The organism is Ruegeria sp. S84, assembly GCF_056583445.1.
Map to the genome: position 1 here is coordinate 3,018,734 of NZ_CM152618.1, position 20,266 is coordinate 3,038,999.

Annotated in this window: 18 protein-coding genes and 1 pseudogene; 13 read left to right on the forward strand and 6 right to left on the reverse strand. The window is 57.8% G+C overall.

The annotated features are described in order from the left end of the window. Both AC1DFB_RS15195 and AC1DFB_RS15200 read left to right on the forward strand, forming a co-directional pair. Positions 1–270: a YciI family protein gene (locus tag AC1DFB_RS15195; protein WP_480906606.1), complete on the forward strand. Its 270-nt coding sequence runs from the start codon at positions 1–3 to the stop codon at positions 268–270. Further along, positions 270–692 carry an EVE domain-containing protein gene (locus AC1DFB_RS15200; RefSeq protein ID WP_170397911.1) on the forward strand — a complete coding sequence of 141 codons (423 nt, stop codon included), beginning with the start codon at positions 270–272 and terminating at the stop codon, positions 690–692. Before AC1DFB_RS15195 ends, AC1DFB_RS15200 begins: the two co-directional genes overlap by 1 nt. A gap of 222 nt (positions 693–914) precedes the next feature. Here AC1DFB_RS15200 and AC1DFB_RS15205 read toward each other — a convergent pair whose 3' ends face one another. Continuing rightward, positions 915–1,256: a DUF2853 family protein gene (locus tag AC1DFB_RS15205; RefSeq protein WP_170566597.1), complete on the reverse strand. Its 342-nt coding sequence runs from the start codon at positions 1,254–1,256 to the stop codon at positions 915–917. Between the two features lie 191 nt (positions 1,257–1,447). On the opposite strand from AC1DFB_RS15205, the gene AC1DFB_RS15210 reads away from it, so the two are divergent. Beyond that, positions 1,448–2,095: a DUF899 family protein gene (locus AC1DFB_RS15210; RefSeq protein WP_480921594.1), complete on the forward strand. Its 648-nt coding sequence runs from the start codon at positions 1,448–1,450 to the stop codon at positions 2,093–2,095. 4 nt (positions 2,096–2,099) lie between these two features. Here the strand turns inward: AC1DFB_RS15210 and AC1DFB_RS15215 are convergent, their stop codons facing one another. From AC1DFB_RS15215 to AC1DFB_RS15225, 3 genes are all read right to left on the reverse strand, one after another. After that, the gene (locus AC1DFB_RS15215) at positions 2,100–2,861 is read right to left on the reverse strand and encodes an extensin-like domain-containing protein (protein ID WP_480921595.1); all 762 of its coding nucleotides are present in this window, start codon (positions 2,859–2,861) and stop codon (positions 2,100–2,102) included. Continuing rightward, on the reverse strand, positions 2,862–4,250 hold the full coding sequence (gene ahcY / locus AC1DFB_RS15220; protein ID WP_170648189.1) for an adenosylhomocysteinase: 1,389 nt from the start codon (positions 4,248–4,250) through the stop codon (positions 2,862–2,864). Positions 4,251–4,353: 103 nt separating this feature from the next. Further along, positions 4,354–4,668: a hypothetical protein gene (locus AC1DFB_RS15225; protein ID WP_480921596.1), complete on the reverse strand. Its 315-nt coding sequence runs from the start codon at positions 4,666–4,668 to the stop codon at positions 4,354–4,356. Between the two features lie 205 nt (positions 4,669–4,873). Here AC1DFB_RS15225 and AC1DFB_RS15230 point away from each other — a divergent pair, with 205 nt between their 5' ends. From AC1DFB_RS15230 to AC1DFB_RS15240, 3 genes are all read left to right on the forward strand, one after another. Next, entirely contained in the window at positions 4,874–5,467 is a 594-nt protein-coding gene (locus AC1DFB_RS15230) for an HD domain-containing protein (protein ID WP_170397878.1), read from the forward strand. Positions 5,468–5,541: 74 nt separating this feature from the next. After that, entirely contained in the window at positions 5,542–6,366 is an 825-nt protein-coding gene (locus tag AC1DFB_RS15235; RefSeq protein WP_170397875.1) for an FkbM family methyltransferase, read from the forward strand. 53 nt (positions 6,367–6,419) lie between these two features. Beyond that, positions 6,420–7,385: a glycosyltransferase family 2 protein gene (locus AC1DFB_RS15240; RefSeq protein ID WP_480921597.1), complete on the forward strand. Its 966-nt coding sequence runs from the start codon at positions 6,420–6,422 to the stop codon at positions 7,383–7,385. 47 nt (positions 7,386–7,432) lie between these two features. Here the strand turns inward: AC1DFB_RS15240 and AC1DFB_RS15245 are convergent, their stop codons facing one another. Together AC1DFB_RS15245 and AC1DFB_RS15250 are read right to left on the reverse strand one after the other, a co-directional pair. After that, entirely contained in the window at positions 7,433–7,987 is a 555-nt protein-coding gene (locus AC1DFB_RS15245) for an ActR/PrrA/RegA family redox response regulator transcription factor (RefSeq protein WP_039542641.1), read from the reverse strand. An 87-nt stretch (positions 7,988–8,074) separates the two neighbouring features. Beyond that, positions 8,075–8,692 (reverse strand): SCO family protein, encoded by a 618-nt coding sequence (locus AC1DFB_RS15250; RefSeq protein ID WP_170397869.1) that lies wholly within the window; start codon positions 8,690–8,692, stop codon positions 8,075–8,077. A 92-nt stretch (positions 8,693–8,784) separates the two neighbouring features. Between AC1DFB_RS15250 and regB the strand changes: the two are divergent. From regB to addA, 7 genes and pseudogenes are all read left to right on the forward strand, one after another. Next, a pseudogene (gene regB, locus AC1DFB_RS15255) lies at positions 8,785–10,175 on the forward strand (sensor histidine kinase RegB). Positions 10,176–10,239: 64 nt separating this feature from the next. Next, complete coding sequence (locus AC1DFB_RS15260; protein WP_480921598.1) at positions 10,240–11,748, forward strand: PAS-domain containing protein; 1,509 nt, start codon at positions 10,240–10,242, stop codon at positions 11,746–11,748. Between the two features lie 40 nt (positions 11,749–11,788). Next, the gene (gene tsaE, locus AC1DFB_RS15265; RefSeq protein ID WP_170407927.1) at positions 11,789–12,259 is read left to right on the forward strand and encodes a tRNA (adenosine(37)-N6)-threonylcarbamoyltransferase complex ATPase subunit type 1 TsaE; all 471 of its coding nucleotides are present in this window, start codon (positions 11,789–11,791) and stop codon (positions 12,257–12,259) included. Continuing rightward, complete coding sequence (locus tag AC1DFB_RS15270; RefSeq protein ID WP_170407925.1) at positions 12,256–13,260, forward strand: phosphotransferase; 1,005 nt, start codon at positions 12,256–12,258, stop codon at positions 13,258–13,260. The genes tsaE and AC1DFB_RS15270 overlap by 4 nt, the downstream gene beginning before the upstream one ends. A gap of 19 nt (positions 13,261–13,279) precedes the next feature. After that, positions 13,280–13,942, forward strand: a complete 663-nt coding sequence (locus AC1DFB_RS15275; protein WP_480921599.1) for a nucleotidyltransferase family protein — start codon at positions 13,280–13,282, stop codon at positions 13,940–13,942. After that, positions 13,935–16,862: a double-strand break repair protein AddB gene (addB, locus tag AC1DFB_RS15280; RefSeq protein ID WP_480921600.1), complete on the forward strand. Its 2,928-nt coding sequence runs from the start codon at positions 13,935–13,937 to the stop codon at positions 16,860–16,862. The genes AC1DFB_RS15275 and addB overlap by 8 nt, the downstream gene beginning before the upstream one ends. Continuing rightward, positions 16,859–20,218 carry a double-strand break repair helicase AddA gene (gene addA / locus AC1DFB_RS15285; protein ID WP_480921601.1) on the forward strand — a complete coding sequence of 1,120 codons (3,360 nt, stop codon included), beginning with the start codon at positions 16,859–16,861 and terminating at the stop codon, positions 20,216–20,218. Before addB ends, addA begins: the two co-directional genes overlap by 4 nt. Positions 20,219–20,266: the final 48 nt, after the last annotated feature.

Consider the following 20,266-nt stretch of genomic DNA (forward strand, 5'->3'; position numbering starts at 1 on the left):
ATGCTCATCGCCCTGATCGCCCGGGATAAAGCTGGTGCCCTGCAAACCCGGCTGGACAACCGCGCGGCCCATTTGGCCTATATCGATGACACTGGGGTGGTGGCGCAGGCCGGGCCGTTACTGGAAGGCGATGCGATGATCGGATCGCTGGTCATTCTGGATGTCGAGAATCTGGCCGCCGCTGAGGCCTGGGCCGCAAATGACCCCTACGCGCTGGCCGGCCTGTTCGACTCGGTTGAATTGATCCCGTGGAAAAAGGTCATCGGCTGATGGCGTATTGGCTGTTCAAATCCGAACCCTCGACCTGGAGCTGGGATCAGCAGGTCGGCAAGGGGGATGCAGGCGAGGAATGGGATGGGGTGCGCAACTACCAAGCCCGCAATTTCATGCGTCAGATGCAGATTGGTGACCGGGGTTTTTTCTACCACTCGCAAAAGGACAAGGAGATTGTCGGCATTGTCGAAGTCTGTGCCGAGGCCCATCCCGACAGCACAACCGATGATGAGCGTTGGGAATGCGTGGATATCAAAGCCGTCCGGTCTTTCACAATTCCGGTCAAACTGGATCAGATCAAGGCGGATGAGCGTTTGGGTGAAATGGTTCTGGTCAAGAATTCACGCCTTTCAGTGCAGCCGGTCAGCGATACAGAATGGCAGTTGATCTGCGCTTTGGGCGAGACAGAGGCGGATTGAATGAAAAGGGAAGGCCCTGACGACTTCAGAACCTTCCCTACCCCGCGTGCTCCCAAGCTCACCACACGCATACGGAAATCTATTGGTTCTGACCGTCCTGGTCATGACCTGACCTTAGCCGATTTCAGAACCGCGCTTCAAACGCCAAGTATTTAGAGTTTCAATCAAATACAAAACACCCGCCGGTAAGACCGACGGGTGCTGAAATGGTTCTTGGCTGGATCAGCTATAGACCGATTCTTTGCCGAAATGCTTGGTCAGCATGTAATAGACGACAGCGCGGTACTTGTTACGCTCGGACATGCCATAGGTCTCCATGGCCTTGTTGATCCCTTCCATCAGTTCGGGACCATCCGACAGGCCCAGCTTTTTGATGAGGAAGTTGTTCTTGACCGTCTCAAGCTCGCCTTCCTGGCTGGCCGCCACTGTCGACGCATCCGCGTCATAGATCGCCGGACCGCAACCGATGGTGACCTTGGTCAGCAGGTTCATATCGGGGTCCATCCCGCATTTGCCTTTTAGATCTTCAGCGTATTTGGCGATCAATTCGTCGCGTTTGCCCATGTCCCAATCTCCTTAATCCATTGTCACGGAACTTTTTACCGATGCACGAGAGACTAGCCTTGTCGGCGGAATTCCCAAAAGGGAAAAATCACAAGGTTTCCCCCTAGGCTGAACTTCGCGGGACTCGGTGATTTGATTTTTTCAGATTTATTATTTAACATTTTTGTTAATTATGATTCCCGGAGGTCCCCATGCCCGTAACGTTACCGAATGAAACCACCGAATATCGGTTAGCTCGTAATGCACTTCTATCCGCCGAGCGGGACCTGAGAGCAAAGGTTGAAGAGGTCGCGGCCTTGCGCCGTTCTCTTCCAACCGGAGGCAAAACCCCTAACGATTATGCGTTTCGAGATCTGGCAGGCGAGGGTGCGCCTATGTCGTCGCTGTTTGGCGACAAGGATACGCTGATTATCTATTCGCTGATGTACGGACCCAACGCGGAACGCCCCTGCCCTATGTGTTCGGCGTTTCTGGATGGGCTGAACTCTCAGGTTCATCATCTGAAGCAGAACGCCTCGGTCGCCGTAGTGGCGCAGAATACGCCCGAAAAACTCTCGGCGCTCAAGGATGAGATGGGTTGGAGTGCGCTGCCGCTCTATTCTGCACTGGGGACGAATTACCAGAGCGACTATCTGGCCGAGACCGACGGGGGTGATCAGCTTCCCATCCTGAATGTCTTTCAACAGCTCCCTGATGGCATTCATCACTTCTGGAGTTCCGAGCTGTTCTTTGAGCCCAGCGATTGGCATCCCCGGCACGTGGATGCGGCTTGGCCACTGTGGAATGTTCTGGATTTCACGCCACAGGGCCGCGGCGATTTTATCCCGTCTCTACGCTGAGGTACTATCGGCAGTAGCCCCAGCCGGGCCCCTGCAGGTGGAAGTGATCGGCATGTAAGCGGTTGTAGTCAGGGCCAAGCACCACGCGGAACCAGTCACAGGCTCCGCGCCATATCTGGCGCAGAAAATCGGCCTCGGGCCCGTCAGCGTCCCAGTCAGCCAGCAGGTTCAAGCTGCGCCCGTCCGAGAGATCCATTCCGACGATGTCGATCGCGTCCGCAGTGGCGTGACTGCTCCAACCATTGTCTTGTCCTTGCGCGGTGCGCATCCGCCGGCAGTTATAGCTACCGATCTGGCGCAATCTGCTGACGGAAGTCCCCAGTAGTTGCTGCGCAGCGGGTTGCACAACATGGTGTTCCCACATGAAAAGCCGCAAAGTTGTGGCACACCGGGTCTCGACTGCAGTGACGCGGGCGTTCACCAGACCGGACAACCGGCCGCGTCCCTCGATTCCGCAATTCTGGTCCACCACCAGATCGTCCAGCGGATCAAACCGAGCTCCAGCCTCGGCCAAGGCTGCACGGCATAAAGCGTCATCCGCCAGTGCGCGGTTCAACTGGTAAGGGGTGACCGGGGTGACCGGGGCCGTCACGGTCAGATCACGCAGCGGGTTCCAGTGCGGGGGTACAGGCGTATTGGGATGGGCAAGCAGCCACCAAACGCCGCCGCCCAACACGGTCAACAGCGTTAAGAGGCCAAAAGAAAAGACGCCGCCGAAAGCAGGATTCGGCGGCGTCCAGAAGCTTTGGTCATGCGTCTTTCGCACTTAGTAGCGGTAGTGTTCCGGCTTATAGGGGCCTTCGGGTTTCACGCCGATATAGGCCGCCTGATCGCTGTCCATCTGGGTCAGCTTCACGCCGATCCGGTCCAGATGAAGACGGGCAACTTTTTCGTCCAGATGCTTGGGCAGGATGTAAACTTCGTTCTTGTATTCATCGCCTTTGGTGAACAGCTCGATCTGGGCCAGAACTTGGTTGGTGAAAGAGGCCGACATCACGAACGAGGGGTGACCGGTGGCGTTGCCGAGGTTCAGCAGGCGGCCTTCGGACAGCAGGATAATGCGGTTGCCCGAGGGCATCTCGATCATGTCCACCTGTTCTTTGATGTTGGTCCACTTGTGGTTCTTCAGGCTGGCTACCTGAATTTCGTTGTCGAAGTGACCGATGTTACCGACGATGGCCATGTCCTTCATCTCGCGCATGTGCTCGATGCGGATCACGTCCTTGTTGCCGGTGGTGGTGATGAAGATATCGGCGTTTGCGACTTCGTCTTCCAGCAGGGTGACTTCGAACCCGTCCATGGCCGCTTGCAGGGCACAGATCGGGTCAACTTCTGTCACCTTCACACGAGCACCAGCACCACGCAGCGAAGCCGCCGAGCCTTTGCCCACGTCACCATAGCCGCACACAACCGCAACCTTACCGGCCATCATGGTGTCGGTGGCGCGGCGAATGCCATCAACCAGCGATTCCTTGCAGCCGTATTTGTTGTCGAATTTCGACTTGGTGACCGAGTCGTTCACGTTGATCGCCGGGAACGGCAGGTGGCCGTCTTTCACCAGCTGATACAGGCGGTTTACACCGGTGGTGGTTTCTTCAGAGACGCCTTGGATCTGGTCGCGCATTTTGGTGAACCAGCCCGGAGACGCGGCCATGCGCTTGGCGATCTGCTTCTTGATCACCTCTTCCTCTTCCGAACCCGGAACAGGGATAATGTCCTCTCCTGCCTCGGCACGTGCACCCAGCAGGATGTACAGCGTCGCGTCGCCGCCATCGTCCAGGATCATGTTGGGGCCTTCGTCGAACAGGAAAGATTTGTCCAGATAATCCCAATGCTCTTCCAGCGTCTGGCCCTTGATGGCAAAAACGGGAATACCAGCCTCGGCAATCGCCGCCGCCGCGTGGTCCTGCGTTGAGAAGATGTTGCACGACGCCCAGCGCACATCAGCGCCCAGCGCCACCAGTGTTTCGATCAGAACGGCGGTCTGGATGGTCATATGCAGTGAACCGACGATCCGCGCGCCAGACAGCGGCTTGCTTTCACCGTATTCGGCGCGCAGGGCCATCAGGCCCGGCATTTCCGTTTCAGCGATATCCAGTTCCTTGCGGCCAAACCCGGCCAGCGAAATGTCCTTAACGATATAGTCCCCGGCCATCAGGTTCTCCACTCCGGTAAATCTTGGTCCGGGCTGCCCCTAGCATTCCTTGGGACAGGAGGCAATGTGGATGGCCGGAAACAGGAAGTCTGGTGACAAAATATCAGCTTGGCGTACCCTCTGCCTTGATTTTGGGGATCGCTTCAAAAAAATCAGTGCCAACGGCGACAATACAACTCATGCCGTTCGCCTGGGTCACCAAAACGGTATAACTTCCCGTTTCCTTCGAGGTCCAAACCTCCATGACCGTCTGCCCGCCACGTGATTTCTGAAGACCGCCAAAGGTTAATTCCTCGGAGTAATTGTCTTTCAGTTTGGTAATCACGTGCTCGCGCTCTGCACAGTTCTGGGCAAAGGCGGGTGGCGCGGTTGCGGCCATTCCGAAGGTCAGGGTTATTGCAAACAAACGCTTGAACATAGCAAGCTCCTTTCGATACGAGTTTCGTTTCGAGAGGGCGCAACTGGGAGGAGTCTGCACCCCCTCAGTCCTTGATGTCGGGATCGTATCGCGCAGGTTCAAAGCACGAATGCTCAAGAAATTGTTGGCAGCATGTGATCCAGACAGATACATCATACCACAAGAACGCGAATTGAACGTGTCCCAGTTCACAAGGCATGGTAAAATGGCAACACAACCTAGAGCATGGCAAAGAATGCTGTCGGGACGGCGGCTGGATTTGCTGGACCCGACGCCTGTGGATATCGAGATCGAAGATATCGCGCACGGGCTGGCCTTTGTGGCGCGGTGGAACGGTCAGACCAACGGGGATTTTGCCTATTCCGTGGCCGAACATTCCTTGCTGGTGGAAGAGCTTTTTGGCCGCATCGCACCAAATGCACCGACGAAATGGCGGTTGGCGGCACTGTTACACGATGCCCCCGAATATGTGATTGGTGACATGATCTCTCCGGTGAAATCCGCCGTTGGCCCGGATTATGGTGATTTAGACGACCGGCTGGCTGCTGCGATTCATATACGTTTCGGGTTGCCCGCCGTGGTACCAAAAACAGTGAAACGCCAGATCAAGAAGGCGGACAAGATCAGCGCCTGGATGGAGGCGACGCAGATCGCGGGTTTTTCTGATACCGAAGCATCAAAGTTCTTTGGTCGTCCGGACAAGGCAATATTAGAGGGGTTGCAGATCAAACTGCGTCCCCCGATTGAGGTGCGGCAGGCCTATACCGCGCGGCATCAGGAATTGTTGGGCAGCATTTAGGTCGCCAATAGATCAGCAGCTCGGCCTATGCTAATTTTCCGCTAAAACAAGACCATAATCGGACGCAGGTTCAGATGAGCGACGCAGACAGCCAGATACCGGTCACGAACGCGCAGATGGAATATGCCAACGCGTGTTTACGTGAAGCGTACAATCTGACAGGCCGAGGGCGGGTGCGCAATCTGATCCGAAAGTCACTGCTGCCACAGTTGATCGCCTACCGGGGCATTCGAATCCACCTGCACCCTTATGACAATTTCAGCGAATTCTCTCTCTGGCAGAAGGGCCGGTCTCCGGAAGAGCTTGAGCTGAATTGGCTGAAAGAAAGCTTTGCGGGGAAGACTCTCAAGGTTTTGGATATCGGGGCAAATTTTGGTCTGTATTCACTTTTCTTGTCGTCAATTCTTAGCCCGGACTCCCGGATTCATGCGTTTGAGCCTAATCCGACACTGGCCGAACGCCTCAGCAATAATTGCTCTCTGAACGGATTTGGCAACGTGGAGCTGAACACTTTCGCGATCGCGGGCGAAACTGGTGAAGCGACGCTTATTATAGAAAAGCGGGGCGACACGGCCACCAATCTTGGTCAGGCGCGTTTGGCAAACGACCCAGCGTATCTGGAGCTATCAAAATACGATACGATTGAGGTGCAGACCCGAACACTGCTTGAGCTTACACATCTGCATGATGCCGATTTTGCCAAGCTTGATGTTGAAGGGCACGAGCCGAACATTCTTATGCCTTTTCTTGAAAGCGCAGAAGATGCAGCGCTTCCCCAATATCTACAGCTGGAAACCGTGAATCTTGGTGATAGCGCCGAACGCCTGTTTGCCTCACTTTCTGATCGTGGCTATGAAAATGCCTTTCAAACTCAACGTAATATCATCTTCAGAAGATAGGCCGTGCAAGGAAGAATCGCGATCATGATCAAACCCACTCAGGCCAAGCCGATATGAAGGTCGGGCTATTCTCCTGCGCCAAGGATGAAGGGCCGTTTATTCTTGAGTGGGTCGCGTATCATCTGCTGGTCGGGTTTGATCCTATTCTGATTTACAGCAATGACTCGACAGACGGCACCGCCGAGCTGCTTGATGCGCTGGATAAAAACGGGGTTATTTCCCATGTTCTGCAAGATCTGAAACCCGGGCAAGTACCACAGCATACAGCGGCGGAAACGGCCTATGCGCATCCTTCGCTTAACGATGCCGATTGGCTGATGTGGCTTGATAGCGATGAGTTTCTTTTCTGTGCAAACGATGAAAATCAGGTCGCAGGTCTCGTCGAACGCTGTTCCGGTTTCGCCGAGGGCATCGCCGTGAATTGGTTGATCTTCGGAAATGGGGGCAACGACAAGTGGGAACCGGGGCTGGTCACGCAACGGTTCCTAAAGCGTGCCGATACAGATCATAATTTGCATCGCTACTTCAAAACGCTTTTTCGAAAGTCTGATAAAATACGGGGGTTTGGCCTGCACCGGCCCTACTTGCGACCGGACTTTCGAAACGATGGATCGCAATTTGTAAATGCTGCGGGCCTGCCGATGCACGAACACATGTATCGTTCGGGATTGCGACGAAGACATGCGCTGGGTGCCGCGCCCGAGCATCTGTCTACACACGATTGGGCTGCTGTCATTCACTACCCGGTGAAAACGCGAGACAGTTTCGCGCTCAAGCGGCAGCGCGGGCAAGGCACGAAAGCGACCGATGCACCCAACCGGTCCAGCCGGTTTCGAGAAAGGTATTGGAACAAGTACAACCAGAACAGCGTTGTGGATGATCGAATGCTGGCGATGGGCGGCAAGCTGCAGGCAAAGGTTGATGAGTTGCTGTTATTGCCTGAAGTTGGGTGCGCGCACTCTGCCTGCCTTAAGAATTACGCGCTGATGCTTCAAACTCAGGCTCAACCCGCGCCCTGAAAGTCGTTTGGAACGGCCCGGGAAAACACACTATTAAGTTTACGGGTCTACCTTGGGCTACGCTTCGCCAGAATCCGCTGCAACGTCCGGCGGTGCATGTTCAACCGGCGCGCGGTTTCCGAGACGTTCCGGTCGCACAGCTCATAGACGCGCTGGATATGTTCCCAGCGGACGCGGTCGGCGCTCATGGGGTTTTCCGGCGGCGGGGGCAGTTCGTCGCCCTTGGCCAACAGAGCGTTGGTGATGTCAGTGGCGTCGGCGGGTTTGGACAGATAGTCGGTTGCACCAATTTTGACCGCCGCAACGGCGGTGGCGATGGCGCCATAACCGGTCAGAACCACAACCCGGCTGTCGGGGCGTTTTTCGCGCAGCACTTCAACCACGTCCAGCCCATTGCCATCTTCAAGTCGCAGATCGACCACGGCATAGGCAGGTGGGCGGGCTGTGGAAATGGCGCGGCCTGCGGCGACGGAACCCGCGGTTTCAACCTCGAATCCGCGTTTTTCCATGGCCTTGGCCAGACGTCTCAGAAACGGCTCGTCATCATCTACCAGCAGCAGCGATTTGTCGGGGCCGATTTCAAGCTGGGAACTGTCTGCCATATGTGGGTCTTTCCGCTATTTCATGCCTCTTGGCTTAAACATGAGTAATAGCAGCGCCATTCCAAAGGTCAAACCGACTGTTGAGGATCAGGCCTGATCAAGGAAGCAGCCAATCTTGTCCGCCATCTGCTCGGCCGTTTCATCGCGTTTGAAAAATTCCAGAAACCCGTCCTCGGGCGTCATCAGATAGGTAAAGGTCGAGTGGTCGACCAAATAATACTCATCGCTTTTGTCTTGGGCCTTGTAATAGGTCTTGTACGCCTTGCTGGCCGCCTTGATCTGCTCAGGCGATCCGGTCAGGCCAATCACGCGTTCATGCAGGTTGAACGCGAAATCGCCCACGACCTCGGGGGTATCGCGATCCGGGTCTATCGAGATGAACAACGGCGTCACCGACTGACCGCGCTCTGCCAGCAAATCGATCGTGTCGACATTGCGCGACATGTCAAAGGGGCAAACATCCGGGCAGAAGGTATAACCGAAGTAGACAAGCGTGGGCTCGGTGATCACATCCTTGTCGGTTACCGTCTCACCCTTGGCGTTAAGCAGTTCGAACGGCCCGCCGATCGCCGCGCTCCCGCCCGCGATCTGAGACGAGCGGCACTGCGCGTATTTGTCGTCCGCGCCGCCCCGCGTCAGCAGCCACATGGCGCCAAGACCAATTGCAAGAACAACAGTTGCGAGAATAGCATAAAGACGAACCATGGCGCGTATCCTGATACGAAAGGGGATGTTGATCGATTCTGCCGGGACACCTATCAACATGTCGGACCGACGCAATAGGACATAATCGACAGATGACGAATTCCAACACCAGTCTTTGGCGTGGGCAGGAGCGCAGTACCTGGATCAGGCTGCGCACGCTGATCCTGCTGCGATGGGTCGCCATTATCGGCCAGTTTACGGCCATCACGGTTGCACAGAAATATTACGACGTTCAGCTTGAGCTGGCATTGTGTTATTTCGTCATCGGCATTTCGGTGATGGGTAACCTCACGGCCATTCTGTTGTTTCCCGAAAACAAGCGCTTGTCGGAATTCGAGAACTTCCTGATGGTGCTGTTCGATCTGCTGCAGCTGTCGATCCTGTTGTATCTGACGGGGGGGCTAAACAACCCGTTTGCGCTGCTGTTGCTGGGTCCGGTGACGATTTCTGCAAATGTAATGAGCACCCGCTCGACCCTGATCATCGGCAGCGTTGCGGTGATCCTGACCACGTTGCTGGCGCAATTCCACCTCCCGCTGAGAACCAATCTGGGGTTGGTGCTGGATATCCCCGATATTTTGCTGTTCGGAAACTGGGCGGCGATTATCATCGCCATCGTTTTCATCGGCGCCTATTCGCACCGCATCAGTTCCGAAGTTCAATCGATGTCCGAAGCGCTCTCGGCCACCCATATGGCGCTGGCGCGCGAGCAAAAGCTGACTGATCTTGGTGGTGTGGTGGCCGCCGCCGCGCATGAGTTGGGTACGCCGCTGGCTACGATCAAGCTGGCCAGTTCAGAACTGATCGAAGAGCTGGACGACCGGCCTGAGCTGATGGAGGACGCAGCCTTGATCCGCGAACAGGCTGACCGCTGCCGCGACATCCTGCGCGATATGGGCCGAGCTGGGAAAGATGACTTGCACCTGCGTCAGGCGCCTCTGTCCACCGTGATCCATGAAGCGGCAGAGCCACATATCAATCGTGGTAAAGTGGTGCATTTCGACGAGGGACCAGTTGCGGATGGCGATGTGCAGCAGCCCTCAATCCTGCGCAAGCCCGAGATCATTCACGGGCTGCGCAACCTGATCCAGAACGCAGTGGATTTTGCCCAGTCGACGGTCTGGGTCGAAGCTGAATGGACCTCTGACCGGATCAGCGTTTCGATCATGGATGATGGGCGCGGCTACCCCTCCCACATCATAGGTCGGATTGGTGACCCGTTCATGCGCCGCCGCCGCGCCGATCGCAGTAGTCGGCCGGAATACGAAGGCATGGGGCTAGGTCTGTTCATCGCCAAAACCCTGCTGGAACGCAGCGGTGCCGAACTGAGCTTTGCCAATGGCGCGGATCCCTATCAGACCCTGACTGACCAACCGGACCGCAGGGGGCGATCGTCAACGTCGTTTGGCCGCGCAAGCTGATCGACGCGCAAACCGGGGACACTCCGGTTCCCTCGGGCGCCAACCAACCGTTCCAGATATGAGTTAAGACCCCGTTAACCATTGTTGTTCATATAGATTCAAACGTTTTACCCGGGGGTTGGAGCAATGGCCGAATGGATCGTTCTGGCCGCAATCAGCGTGGTTTCAGCCAGCTTTGCGATATTGTGGCTCTTGCCACGCCATCAGGCCAAAACAAGAGATTTCGGGCTGTCAGCGCCCGAAGCGCTGTTCGATGTTGTTTTCCTGTTCGATGGCGACCGGTTGATCAGCCATTCCGATATTGCGCTGGCAGGTTACGAATCCGTCAGCAACTGGGCTGATCTGCGGCGTTTGCTGCAACGTGATTTTCCCGCTTTCCCCGAAACTCCCGAGATTGTCCGGTCCGGGGGCAACATCGCCGTTTCAGCCATCGACTGCACAGTCGAGCGCGAGGTTCTGTGCGAATGGATCGACGGTATCATTCGGGTTCAATTACGTGATCTGACGGGGACCATCCCTACGCCACGCCGTGACCAGCGCGATCCAATTCGTTTGGCGATGGAGCAGGCGCCCTACCCTGTTTGGCTGATAGATCACCGTGATAAGGTGGGCTGGTGCAATGCGGCCTATGTACGGTTGGTTCGCAAGATCGCGGGACCGGATGCCGATCTGACCGACCCTCTGTTTCCTTCTCACAGGGACGAGGCGCAGCTGAGCCGAAAAACCCGTGTCTCGATTCCGGTCAGGGACAGCGATGCCAAGCTCTGGTTTGACCTGACCCAGGTCGCACACGAACAGGATCAGTTGTGTTACGCGGTCGATATCAACGCGATTGTCGAAGCCGAGACAGCGCAGCGCAAGTTTGTGCAGACCATGACCAAGACCTTCGCGCAGCTCTCCATTGGTCTGGCGATCTTTGACCGCAACCGGCAACTGGCCCTGTTCAATCCAGCGCTGATCGATCTGACCACCCTGCCACCCGACTTCCTGAGCCTGCGCCCAAGCCTGTCCAGCTTTTTTGACCGGCTTCGCGACCAGCATATGATGCCCGAGCCTAAGAACTATCGCAGTTGGCGGCGCCAGATGAACGACCTTCTGGAGGCGGCACAGGACGGAAACTATCAGGAAACCTGGTCGCTGCCATCAGGATCGGTCTATTCCGTCAGTGGTCGCCCGCATCCCGATGGGGCCGTGGCTTTCCTGTTCGAAGATATCACCGCCGAAATCACACTGACCCGACGGTTCCGCGCTGAAACGGACCTTATGCAATCCATTCTGGACAAGCTGGCTGATGCCATCGCGGTGTTTTCGGATGACGGTTCGCTGGCGATCACAAATTACGCCTATCAGGTGTTGTGGGGCGACAGCGGCGAAGTAGGATTCGAACCAGCAACGGTGCTGGAAATCACACGCCAATGGCAGGAGCACTGCACCGCCACGCCGATCCTTGGCGAGATCCGCGAATTCGTCACCGAGCGCGAGAATCGGGCCGAATGGTCGGCTGAACTGATCCTAAAATCCGGCGGCTCTTTGAACTGCACGGTCAGCCCCATGCAAAACGGGGCAACAATTGTCCGTTTCGCCTCGGACAACCCGGTCAGGAACATCACGGAAATACAAAAAATCAGCGCGTGAACCGGTTGCAGCCGACCCGGCGCAGGTTCATTGTGACGCCATGAACGCACCGCTGACTCTGACCTCGAAATCCCCATTCGACACTGCTGAAGTTGCCACCAAACTGGGAGGCGCATTGCAGTCTGGCGATACTATCCTGCTTGAAGGTACCATCGGCAGCGGCAAAACCCATTTCGCACGCGCATTGATCCAATCTCTTCTGTCCGCTCCCGAAGATGTGCCTTCGCCGACCTTTACTCTGGTTCAGGTTTACGAGACGCAGCTTGGAGAGGTCTGGCATTCAGACCTCTATCGTCTTTCTGCCGTGGAAGAGATCGAAGAGCTGGGGCTGGTCGACGCCTTCGACGCCGGCATTTGCCTGATCGAGTGGCCTGAAAAGCTGGGTCCTCTGACGCCAGAGCCGGCCTTACTGATCCGGTTCACCACAGACGCCAACGAACAAGATACGCGACAACTTAAGATGTCGTGGACAGACCCGAAATGGAACGCCAAGCTGGAGGGGATCCAATGACGAACCGGGCCATTCTGGCAGAAGCCTTGATCGCGCAGACACCATGGAACGGCGCACGGCATACGCCTTTGGCGGGTGATGCCTCGAACCGCCGGTACGAGCGTCTGACCAACCCTGCCACCGGCCGGACCGCCGTTTTGATGGATGCTCCGCCCGACAAGGGCGAAGCTGTTGAACCCTTCGTGCGTATGTCGAAATACCTGCGTTCCATTGGGTTGAGTGCGCCGGAAATCTACGCCGAGGACTGCGAATACGGGTTTCTGTTGCTCGAAGATTTGGGCGACGATCTGTTCGCACGCGTCTTGCGGGACGATCCGACGCTTGAGCGCACGCTGTATGACGCCGCAACCGATGTACTTGTCCATCTTCACGCGGCGCCGACGCTTTCGCTCGACAGTTACGACCCCGCTATGATGACCGAATTGGCGGCGCTGTCGTTCACGAAATATGCACAAGGCATTCTTGGATCGCACGACGACGAGGCCCGCGCCCGGTTCGAGCTGCGCTTTGCGGATATCTTGCACCGGGAAACCGGCGGAACGCGGGTTGTTGTGCAACGCGATTACCACGCAGAAAACCTGATCTGGCTGCCCGAGCGCGAAGGTCTGGCGCGCGTCGGTCTGCTGGATTTCCAAAGCGCGATGCTGGGGCATCCCGCCTATGACCTGATGTCACTGCTACAGGATGTGCGTCGGACTGTGCCCGCCGGGATCGAGATGCGGATGATCGACCGCTATATCACCGCAACCGGCGTCGATGGGCATGATTTCCGCACCGCATATGCTGTTCTGGGCGCTCAGCGTAACCTGCGCATTCTGGGCGGTTTTGCACGGCTGGCGACCGATTATGGAAAGCCACACTACGTCGACCTGATCCCGGCTGCGTGGGCACATTTGATGCGCGATCTCGAACATCCCGGGTTGGTGCCGGTGGCAGACCTGTTGCGCAGCGCTCTGCCCGCCCCAAGCCCCGAAAACCTGGAAAAGCTGAGGGCGCAATGACCGGCCCCCCCAAGCTGCAATGCTGTTTGCCGCGGGCTTTGGTACTCGCATGGGTGCCCTGACCAAAGACCGGCCCAAACCGCTGATCGAGGTGGCCGGGCGGCCCCTGATTGATCACGCACTGGATCTGGTCGATGCGCTCAGGCCGCTTCGGGTTGTTGCCAACCTTCACTACCACGCTGATCAGTTGGCTGATCATCTGGCGGGCCGCGACGTTATGATTTCGCGGGAAGAACCGCGCATTCTGGATACTGGTGGTGGGCTGCGCGCAGCGCTACCTCTGCTTGGATCCGATCCCGTATTCACCTTGAACAGCGACGCGATCTGGGCTGGGCCCAACCCGCTGAACTTGCTGAAGGATCAGTGGAATCCGGATAAAATGGATGCGCTGCTGATGTGCGTTCCAGTTGGGCAAACCCTTGGCCACACAGGCCCTGGTGACTTCACTCAGGACAGCACAGGGCGGATCGTCCGCGGTGCAGGTCTTGTTTACGGCGGGGTACAAATTCTGAAAACCGAAGGGCTACATGACATCGCTGAGGATGTGTTTTCATTGAACGTATTGTGGGATCGAATGCTGCAGCAAAAGCGCCTGTTCGCACTGTCTTACCCCGGTCGCTGGTGCGATGTGGGGCGTCCCGAGGGTATTGATCTGGCCGAGGGGCTGATTGCCGATGTTTGAGCCCAGCGCCCTGCCCCGGGTCTTCGCCATTCCTCCGGGAGCGGATTTTCCCAAGGTGTTGGTTGACGGGCTACATGAGCGGTTTGTGGGGCAGCCGCCCGACGCGCTGGCCCGGGTGCAACTGGTGATCAACACCCGCCGGATGGCGCGCCGGGTGCGCGATCTGTTTGATCAGGGTCCCGCTTGCCTTTTGCCACGCCTCTCTTTGGTCACCGATCTTGGCGAAAGCGCCGATCTGGCGCAGATCCCACCCGCAATCCCGCCTCTGCGTCGCAGGCTGGAGCTGACGCAGCTGATCGCAAAACTGCTAGACCAGCAACCCGATCTGGCGGCCCGGTCCTCGCTGTTCGATCTATCTGACAGCCTGGCCGGGCTTATCGACGAGATGCAGGGGGAAGGTGTCTCTCCCGATGCGATCAGGCAACTCGATGTCAGCGACATGTCCGGCCATTGGGCGCGGGCACAGACCTTTATAGGCATCGCTGATCAGTTCATGGAATCCGGTTCGGAGGCGCTGGATGCGCAGGCCCGACAGCGGCGCGTGGTCGAGAACCTGATCGCGCGCTGGGAGGCGTCGCCGCCCGAACATCCTGTCATTCTGGCAGGCTCTACCGGGTCTCGCGGGACCACCCTGATGCTGATGCAGGCGGTTGCGCGTCTGCCTCAGGGGGCGATGGTGCTACCCGGCTATGATTTCGACCAGCCTGAACATGTTTGGAGCAATCTGGATAACCCGCTGACATCTGAGGATCATCCTCAATACCGGTTCCGCAAGCTGATGCTTGGGCTAGGGCTTGGCCCGGATCAAATCCGGCCATGGACCACGGATCAGGCCCCTTCACCTGCCCGTAACAAGCTGATTTCGCTTGCATTGCGCCCTGCCCCGGTCACCGACGCATGGATGACTGAAGGCCCGCTCCTGCCCGACCTGAACGGTGCGACCAAGGATGTGACGCTGATCGAGGCGCCCTCGCCCCGGGCCGAGGCCTTGGCCATTGCGCTACGCCTACGGCAAGCGGCCGAGACCGGCCAGACCGCCGCGCTAATCACCCCCGACCGGATGCTAACCCGGCAGGTCAGCGCCGCACTGGACCGGTGGAATATCCTGCCCGATGACAGCGCGGGCCTGCCACTGCAGCTGTCTCCGCCCGGGCGGTTCCTACGCCATGTCGCCGGGCTGTTCGCGCGCCGCCTGGATGGCGAGGCTCTGCTGACGCTGCTCAAACACCCACTGTGCCATGACGGGGGCGACCGGGGCAGCCACCTGCTGCATACCCGCGATCTTGAGCTTGACCTGCGTCGCTATGGCCCGCCCTTTCCCGACAGCGCGAGCCTGACCGCTTTCGCCATTCGTACTGAAGCGCCCGAGGACTGGGTCCGCTGGGTTACCCAGACATTTTGCGATCAATACGACCCCACCGAACAGCCACTGCCGGACTGGGTCGCCCGGCTTCGCACGCTGGCCGAGATGATCTCGGCAGGTGCAACCGGTGAATCTGGCACATTGTGGGACAAGAACGCGGGCCAGAAGGCGCTTGCGGTGATCTCTACTTTGGAAGCCGAAGCACAGCATGGCGGCGCGATGACCGCCCATGACTTTGCCGACCTTCTGGGCGCGTTGTTGGCAGGTGAAGAAGTCCGCGACCGCGATGCACCTCACCCGCATCTGATGATCTGGGGCACGCTGGAAGCGCGCGTTCAGGGTGCGGATCTGCTAATTCTGGGTGGCTTGAACGAAGGCAGCTGGCCCGAGGCTGCGGCACCCGACCCCTGGCTGAACCGTCAGATGCGCAATGAGGCCGGTCTTTTACTGCCCGAACGCAGGATCGGCCTGTCCGCGCATGACTTCCAGCAGGCGGCAGGTGCTGCAGAGGTGGTTTTGACCCGCGCTACCCGCTCGGATGATGCGGAAACCGTACCATCCCGTTGGCTGAACCGCATGACCAACCTGTTGCAAGGCCTGCCTGAACAGGGTGGAACTAGGGCGTTAGAAGCAATGCAAGCGCGGGGCCAACGGTGGCTGGATTGGGCAGAGATGCTGGAACATGCACCCCGAATCGCACCCGCGCACCGCCCGTCGCCACGACCACCCGTCGCGGCGCGGCCACGGCGGCTATCGGTGACCGAAATCAAACGCCTGATCCGCGATCCGTACGCCATATATGCCCGGCATGTCCTGCGATTGAGACAACTGGACCCGCTGGTTCAGGCACCAGATGCCCTGCTACGCGGTATCGTCATCCACGAGGTGATGGAAAAATTCGTGCGCGACAGCGTTCTGGATCCGGCTTTATTGACCCGAGAAAATTTCCTGAAACGCGCCAAAGCTCTGCTGGACGACAACGTTGCGTGGCCAACTGCCCGAAAGCTGTGGCTGGCGCGGCTAGAGCGGATTACCGATAGCTTTCTGTCCGCCGAGATTCAGCGCCGCACCGATGGCGGGCCTGTAGCATTTGAAGTTGGAATGCGGCTGGCGTTGACGCCGCTGGACTTCACCATTGCCGGACGTGCCGACCGAATCGATCGAAGCGGGCAGGGGGCTTTGCGTATCATCGACTACAAGACGGGCACTCCGCCGACAGAAAGTCAGCAAGCCAAATTCGACAAACAACTGCTGATCGAAGCTGCAATGGCCGAGCAGGGCGGTATCGAAGGATTCGATCCGCTTCCCGTTGCACAGGCGATCTTCATTGGCATGGGCGGCACCTATAAAGAAGTGCCCGCACCGCTGCAGAATGAGCCGACCGACAAGGTGCTGGCCGAACTGAAAGAGCTCATTTCAGCCTATTTAGAGCCTGATCAGGGGTTCTCTTCACGCAGGATGCTGCACAAGGACACAGATATAGGGGACTATGATCACCTCGCCCGGTTCGGCGAGTGGGATCGTTCGGCGGAAACCGAACCGGAGGACCTGACATGACCCCCCGCAATGATGCCACCGAACGGCAGGTTCAGGCCGCGCGCCCGGACGCCTCAACCTGGCTGGCGGCCAATGCGGGCTCGGGCAAGACCCGGGTGCTGACCGACCGGGTGGCGCGGCTGTTGCTGGATGGCGTACAGCCGCAGCATATCCTGTGCCTGACCTATACCAAGGCCGCGGCCAGCGAGATGCAGAACCGGTTGTTCAAACGTCTTGGCAAATGGGCAATGTTGGGCGACGGCGACCTTCTGTCTGAGTTGGTCGAACTTGGCGTACCGGGCGTGATCGATCCCGACCGGTTGGCGCAAGCACGGACCCTGTTTGCCCGCGCTATTGAGACGCCTGGTGGCCTGAAAATCCAAACGATCCACTCCTTCTGTGCTTCGCTGCTGCGACGGTTCCCGCTTGAGGCGGGGGTCAGCCCTCAGTTCTCCGAAATGGAAGACCGGGCTGCGGCGTTGCTGCGCGAAGAGATCATTGAAAGTTTTGCCGACGGCCCTCAGGCCGAATTGATCGAAGACGTTGCCCGCTTTGTCACCGATACCGGTTTTGACAAACTGACTGCCGCTGTTGCGCAGAAACGAAATCAGTTTGAACATGTGCTGCAATGGCCGGACATTCTGCAACGGTTTGATCTGCCCGAAGGTTTTGATGAACAGGTCCTGCTGCGTAACGTGTTTCTGGGCGGTGAGGTCGAACTGATCCAGTCCATTTTACCCGCGCTTTCGGAAAGCGGAGGGAACAATGCCAAGGCCGCCGACAAGCTTGTCGGCTTTACCGACGCCCGGCTGAGCAAACTGACGATACTTGAAAACGTCCTATTGACGGGTAAGGGCGCGAAAGAACCCTTTGCCGCAAAACTCAACAGCTTTCCAACCAAGGCGCTGCGTGAAGGGGTGCTGGCAGATCGGATGCCCCAGCTCGAGGCCCTGATGCTGCGGGTCGTAGCCGCGCGGGAACAACGACTGGCGCTGGTTGCGGCCCAGAAAACCCATGTATTACATCGCTTTGCCGCGGCCTTCCTTCCGGAATACGAGCGGTGCAAGCAGGTGAGGGGTTGGCTGGATTTTGATGACCTGATCCTGCGCGCACGTCAGGTGCTGAACGACCCAGCGGTCGCAGAATGGGTGCTGTACCGGCTCGACGGTGGCATCGATCACATTCTGGTGGACGAGGCGCAGGACACCAGCCCGGATCAATGGGACGTGATCGAAAAATTGGCTCAGGAATTTACCAGCGGGGAAGGGGCCCGATCCGGCGTTGAGCGCACGATCTTTGTGGTTGGTGACAAGAAACAGTCGATCTATTCCTTCCAGGGCGCCGACCCGCAAGCCTTTGACCAGATGCAGGCCGAATTTGGACGAAAACTTCGAGAATCAGGCTCTAAACTGTGGGATTCAACGCTGGAATATTCGTTCCGCTCGTCCAGCGCGATCCTTGGGCTGGTCGATATACTGTTCGAAAACCATGTAGAAGCCGGGTTCCACAAGGATGCCTTACACCGGGCATTCAAGGCCGATCTTCCTGGGCGCGTCGACCTATGGCCGGTGATCGAGAAGGTTGAAGACGAGGATGACACCGATTGGACCGATCCCGTTGATCGACCCGGCGCGCGGCATCACACCGTCATTCTGGCAGAACAGGTTGCCCGGTCAATCAAGGATATGATCAGGGATAGCGCCACCATTCCCGATGATGGCGATGCGTCGGGGACATTTGTCCGGCGCAAAGTGCAACCCCGCGACTTTCTGATCCTCGTCCAACGCCGCTCGGACCTGTTTGCCGAGATCATTCGCGCCTGCAAAAGCGAGGGTCTGCCCATCGCGGGGGCAGATCGCCTGAAGGTGGGCGCGGAATTGGCGGTCAAGGATCTGGCTGCTTTGCTTAGCTTTCTGGCCACACCCGAAGACAGCTTGTCACTGGCGACAGTCCTGAAATCCCCACTGTTTGGCTGGACGGAACAACAGTTGTTCGATCTGGCTCATCGCAGGGAGGAAACTTATCTATGGGCAGCGTTGCGCAATCGTGCCGAGGAGTTCCCGGTAACGCTTGCGATTCTGAACGACTTACGCGGTCAAACCGACTTTCTGCGTCCTTATGATCTGATCGAACGTATCCTGACGCGCCATGACGGGCGACGCAAACTGCTGGGTCGGCTTGGGGCCGAGGCTGAGGATGGTATCAACGCGTTACTGTCGCAGGCGCTGGCCTATGAACGGACAGATATCCCAAGCCTCACCGGTTTTCTGGTCTGGATGCAAACCGACGATCTGGAGATCAAGCGCCAGATGAGCGGAGTCGGCAATATGATCCGGGTGATGACCGTTCATGGCTCGAAGGGATTGGAATCACCGATCGTAATCCTGCCGGACACTGGTAAACGACAGCCACCACGAGATGCCGAGATCATGATGGCGGGCGATACTCCGTTGTGGAAAGTGCCTTCTGATGCCTCACCTGCATTGATCGCAGCTGCGCGCCAAGAAGCCAGAACGCGCGAAGAGAATGAGCGGCTGAGGCTACTCTATGTGGCTCTAACACGGGCAGAAAAGTGGCTAATAGTGGCGGCCGCCGGGGATGTAGGCAAGGATGGCAACAGTTGGTATCAGATGGTTGAGGCCGCGATGGCGCGGGCAGGGGCTACTCATGTTCCCGGCACCCAGACCCTTCGACTGGCGCATGGAGATTGGGAGGCTTTGCCTGCCGTTGAACAGGGCAGCATCCCGCACAACGAACAGCATTTGCCTGTATTTTTTGACCACCCCGCGCCAAATCTACCCGCGCCAGCCGAAACGCTCAGCCCCTCTGATCTAGGGGGTGCGAAGGCCTTGCCCGGAGATGCGGGGCAGGATGAAGAGGCGGCGAAACGACGCGGATCGCAGCTGCACCTGTTGCTCGAACATCTTCCTGCTGCCGCACAGGATCAATGGCCGCAGCTTTGCGCACGGCTTCTGGCCGATATGCAAGATGTTGAGCGGCAAGATCTGCTGACTGAGGCCACTTCGGTGCTGACGGCCGAATATCTGAAACCGGTCTTTGGCTCGGATGCGCTGACCGAGGTTTCGGTCTCTGCCGATCTGAACGGCACACGAATGCATGGGGTCATCGACCGGCTGATTATCACGGAAACAGAGGTGCATGTGATTGATTTCAAATCCAATGCGACTGTTCCGACCGGGCCAGAATCCTGCCCCGAAGGGCTGTTGCGCCAGATGGCGGCCTACGCCCATGCCCTGTCGCAAATCTATCCCAATCACAGTATCCGCACCGCTATCTTGTGGACGCGAACCGCGCACCTGATGTGGTTGCCACACGATATGGTGACGGACGCCCTGACACCGAACCCTATATCTTGACCTTGCCCGGTGCCGCACCTAGGTTCTGAGCCCAAGCATTCCCAGTCA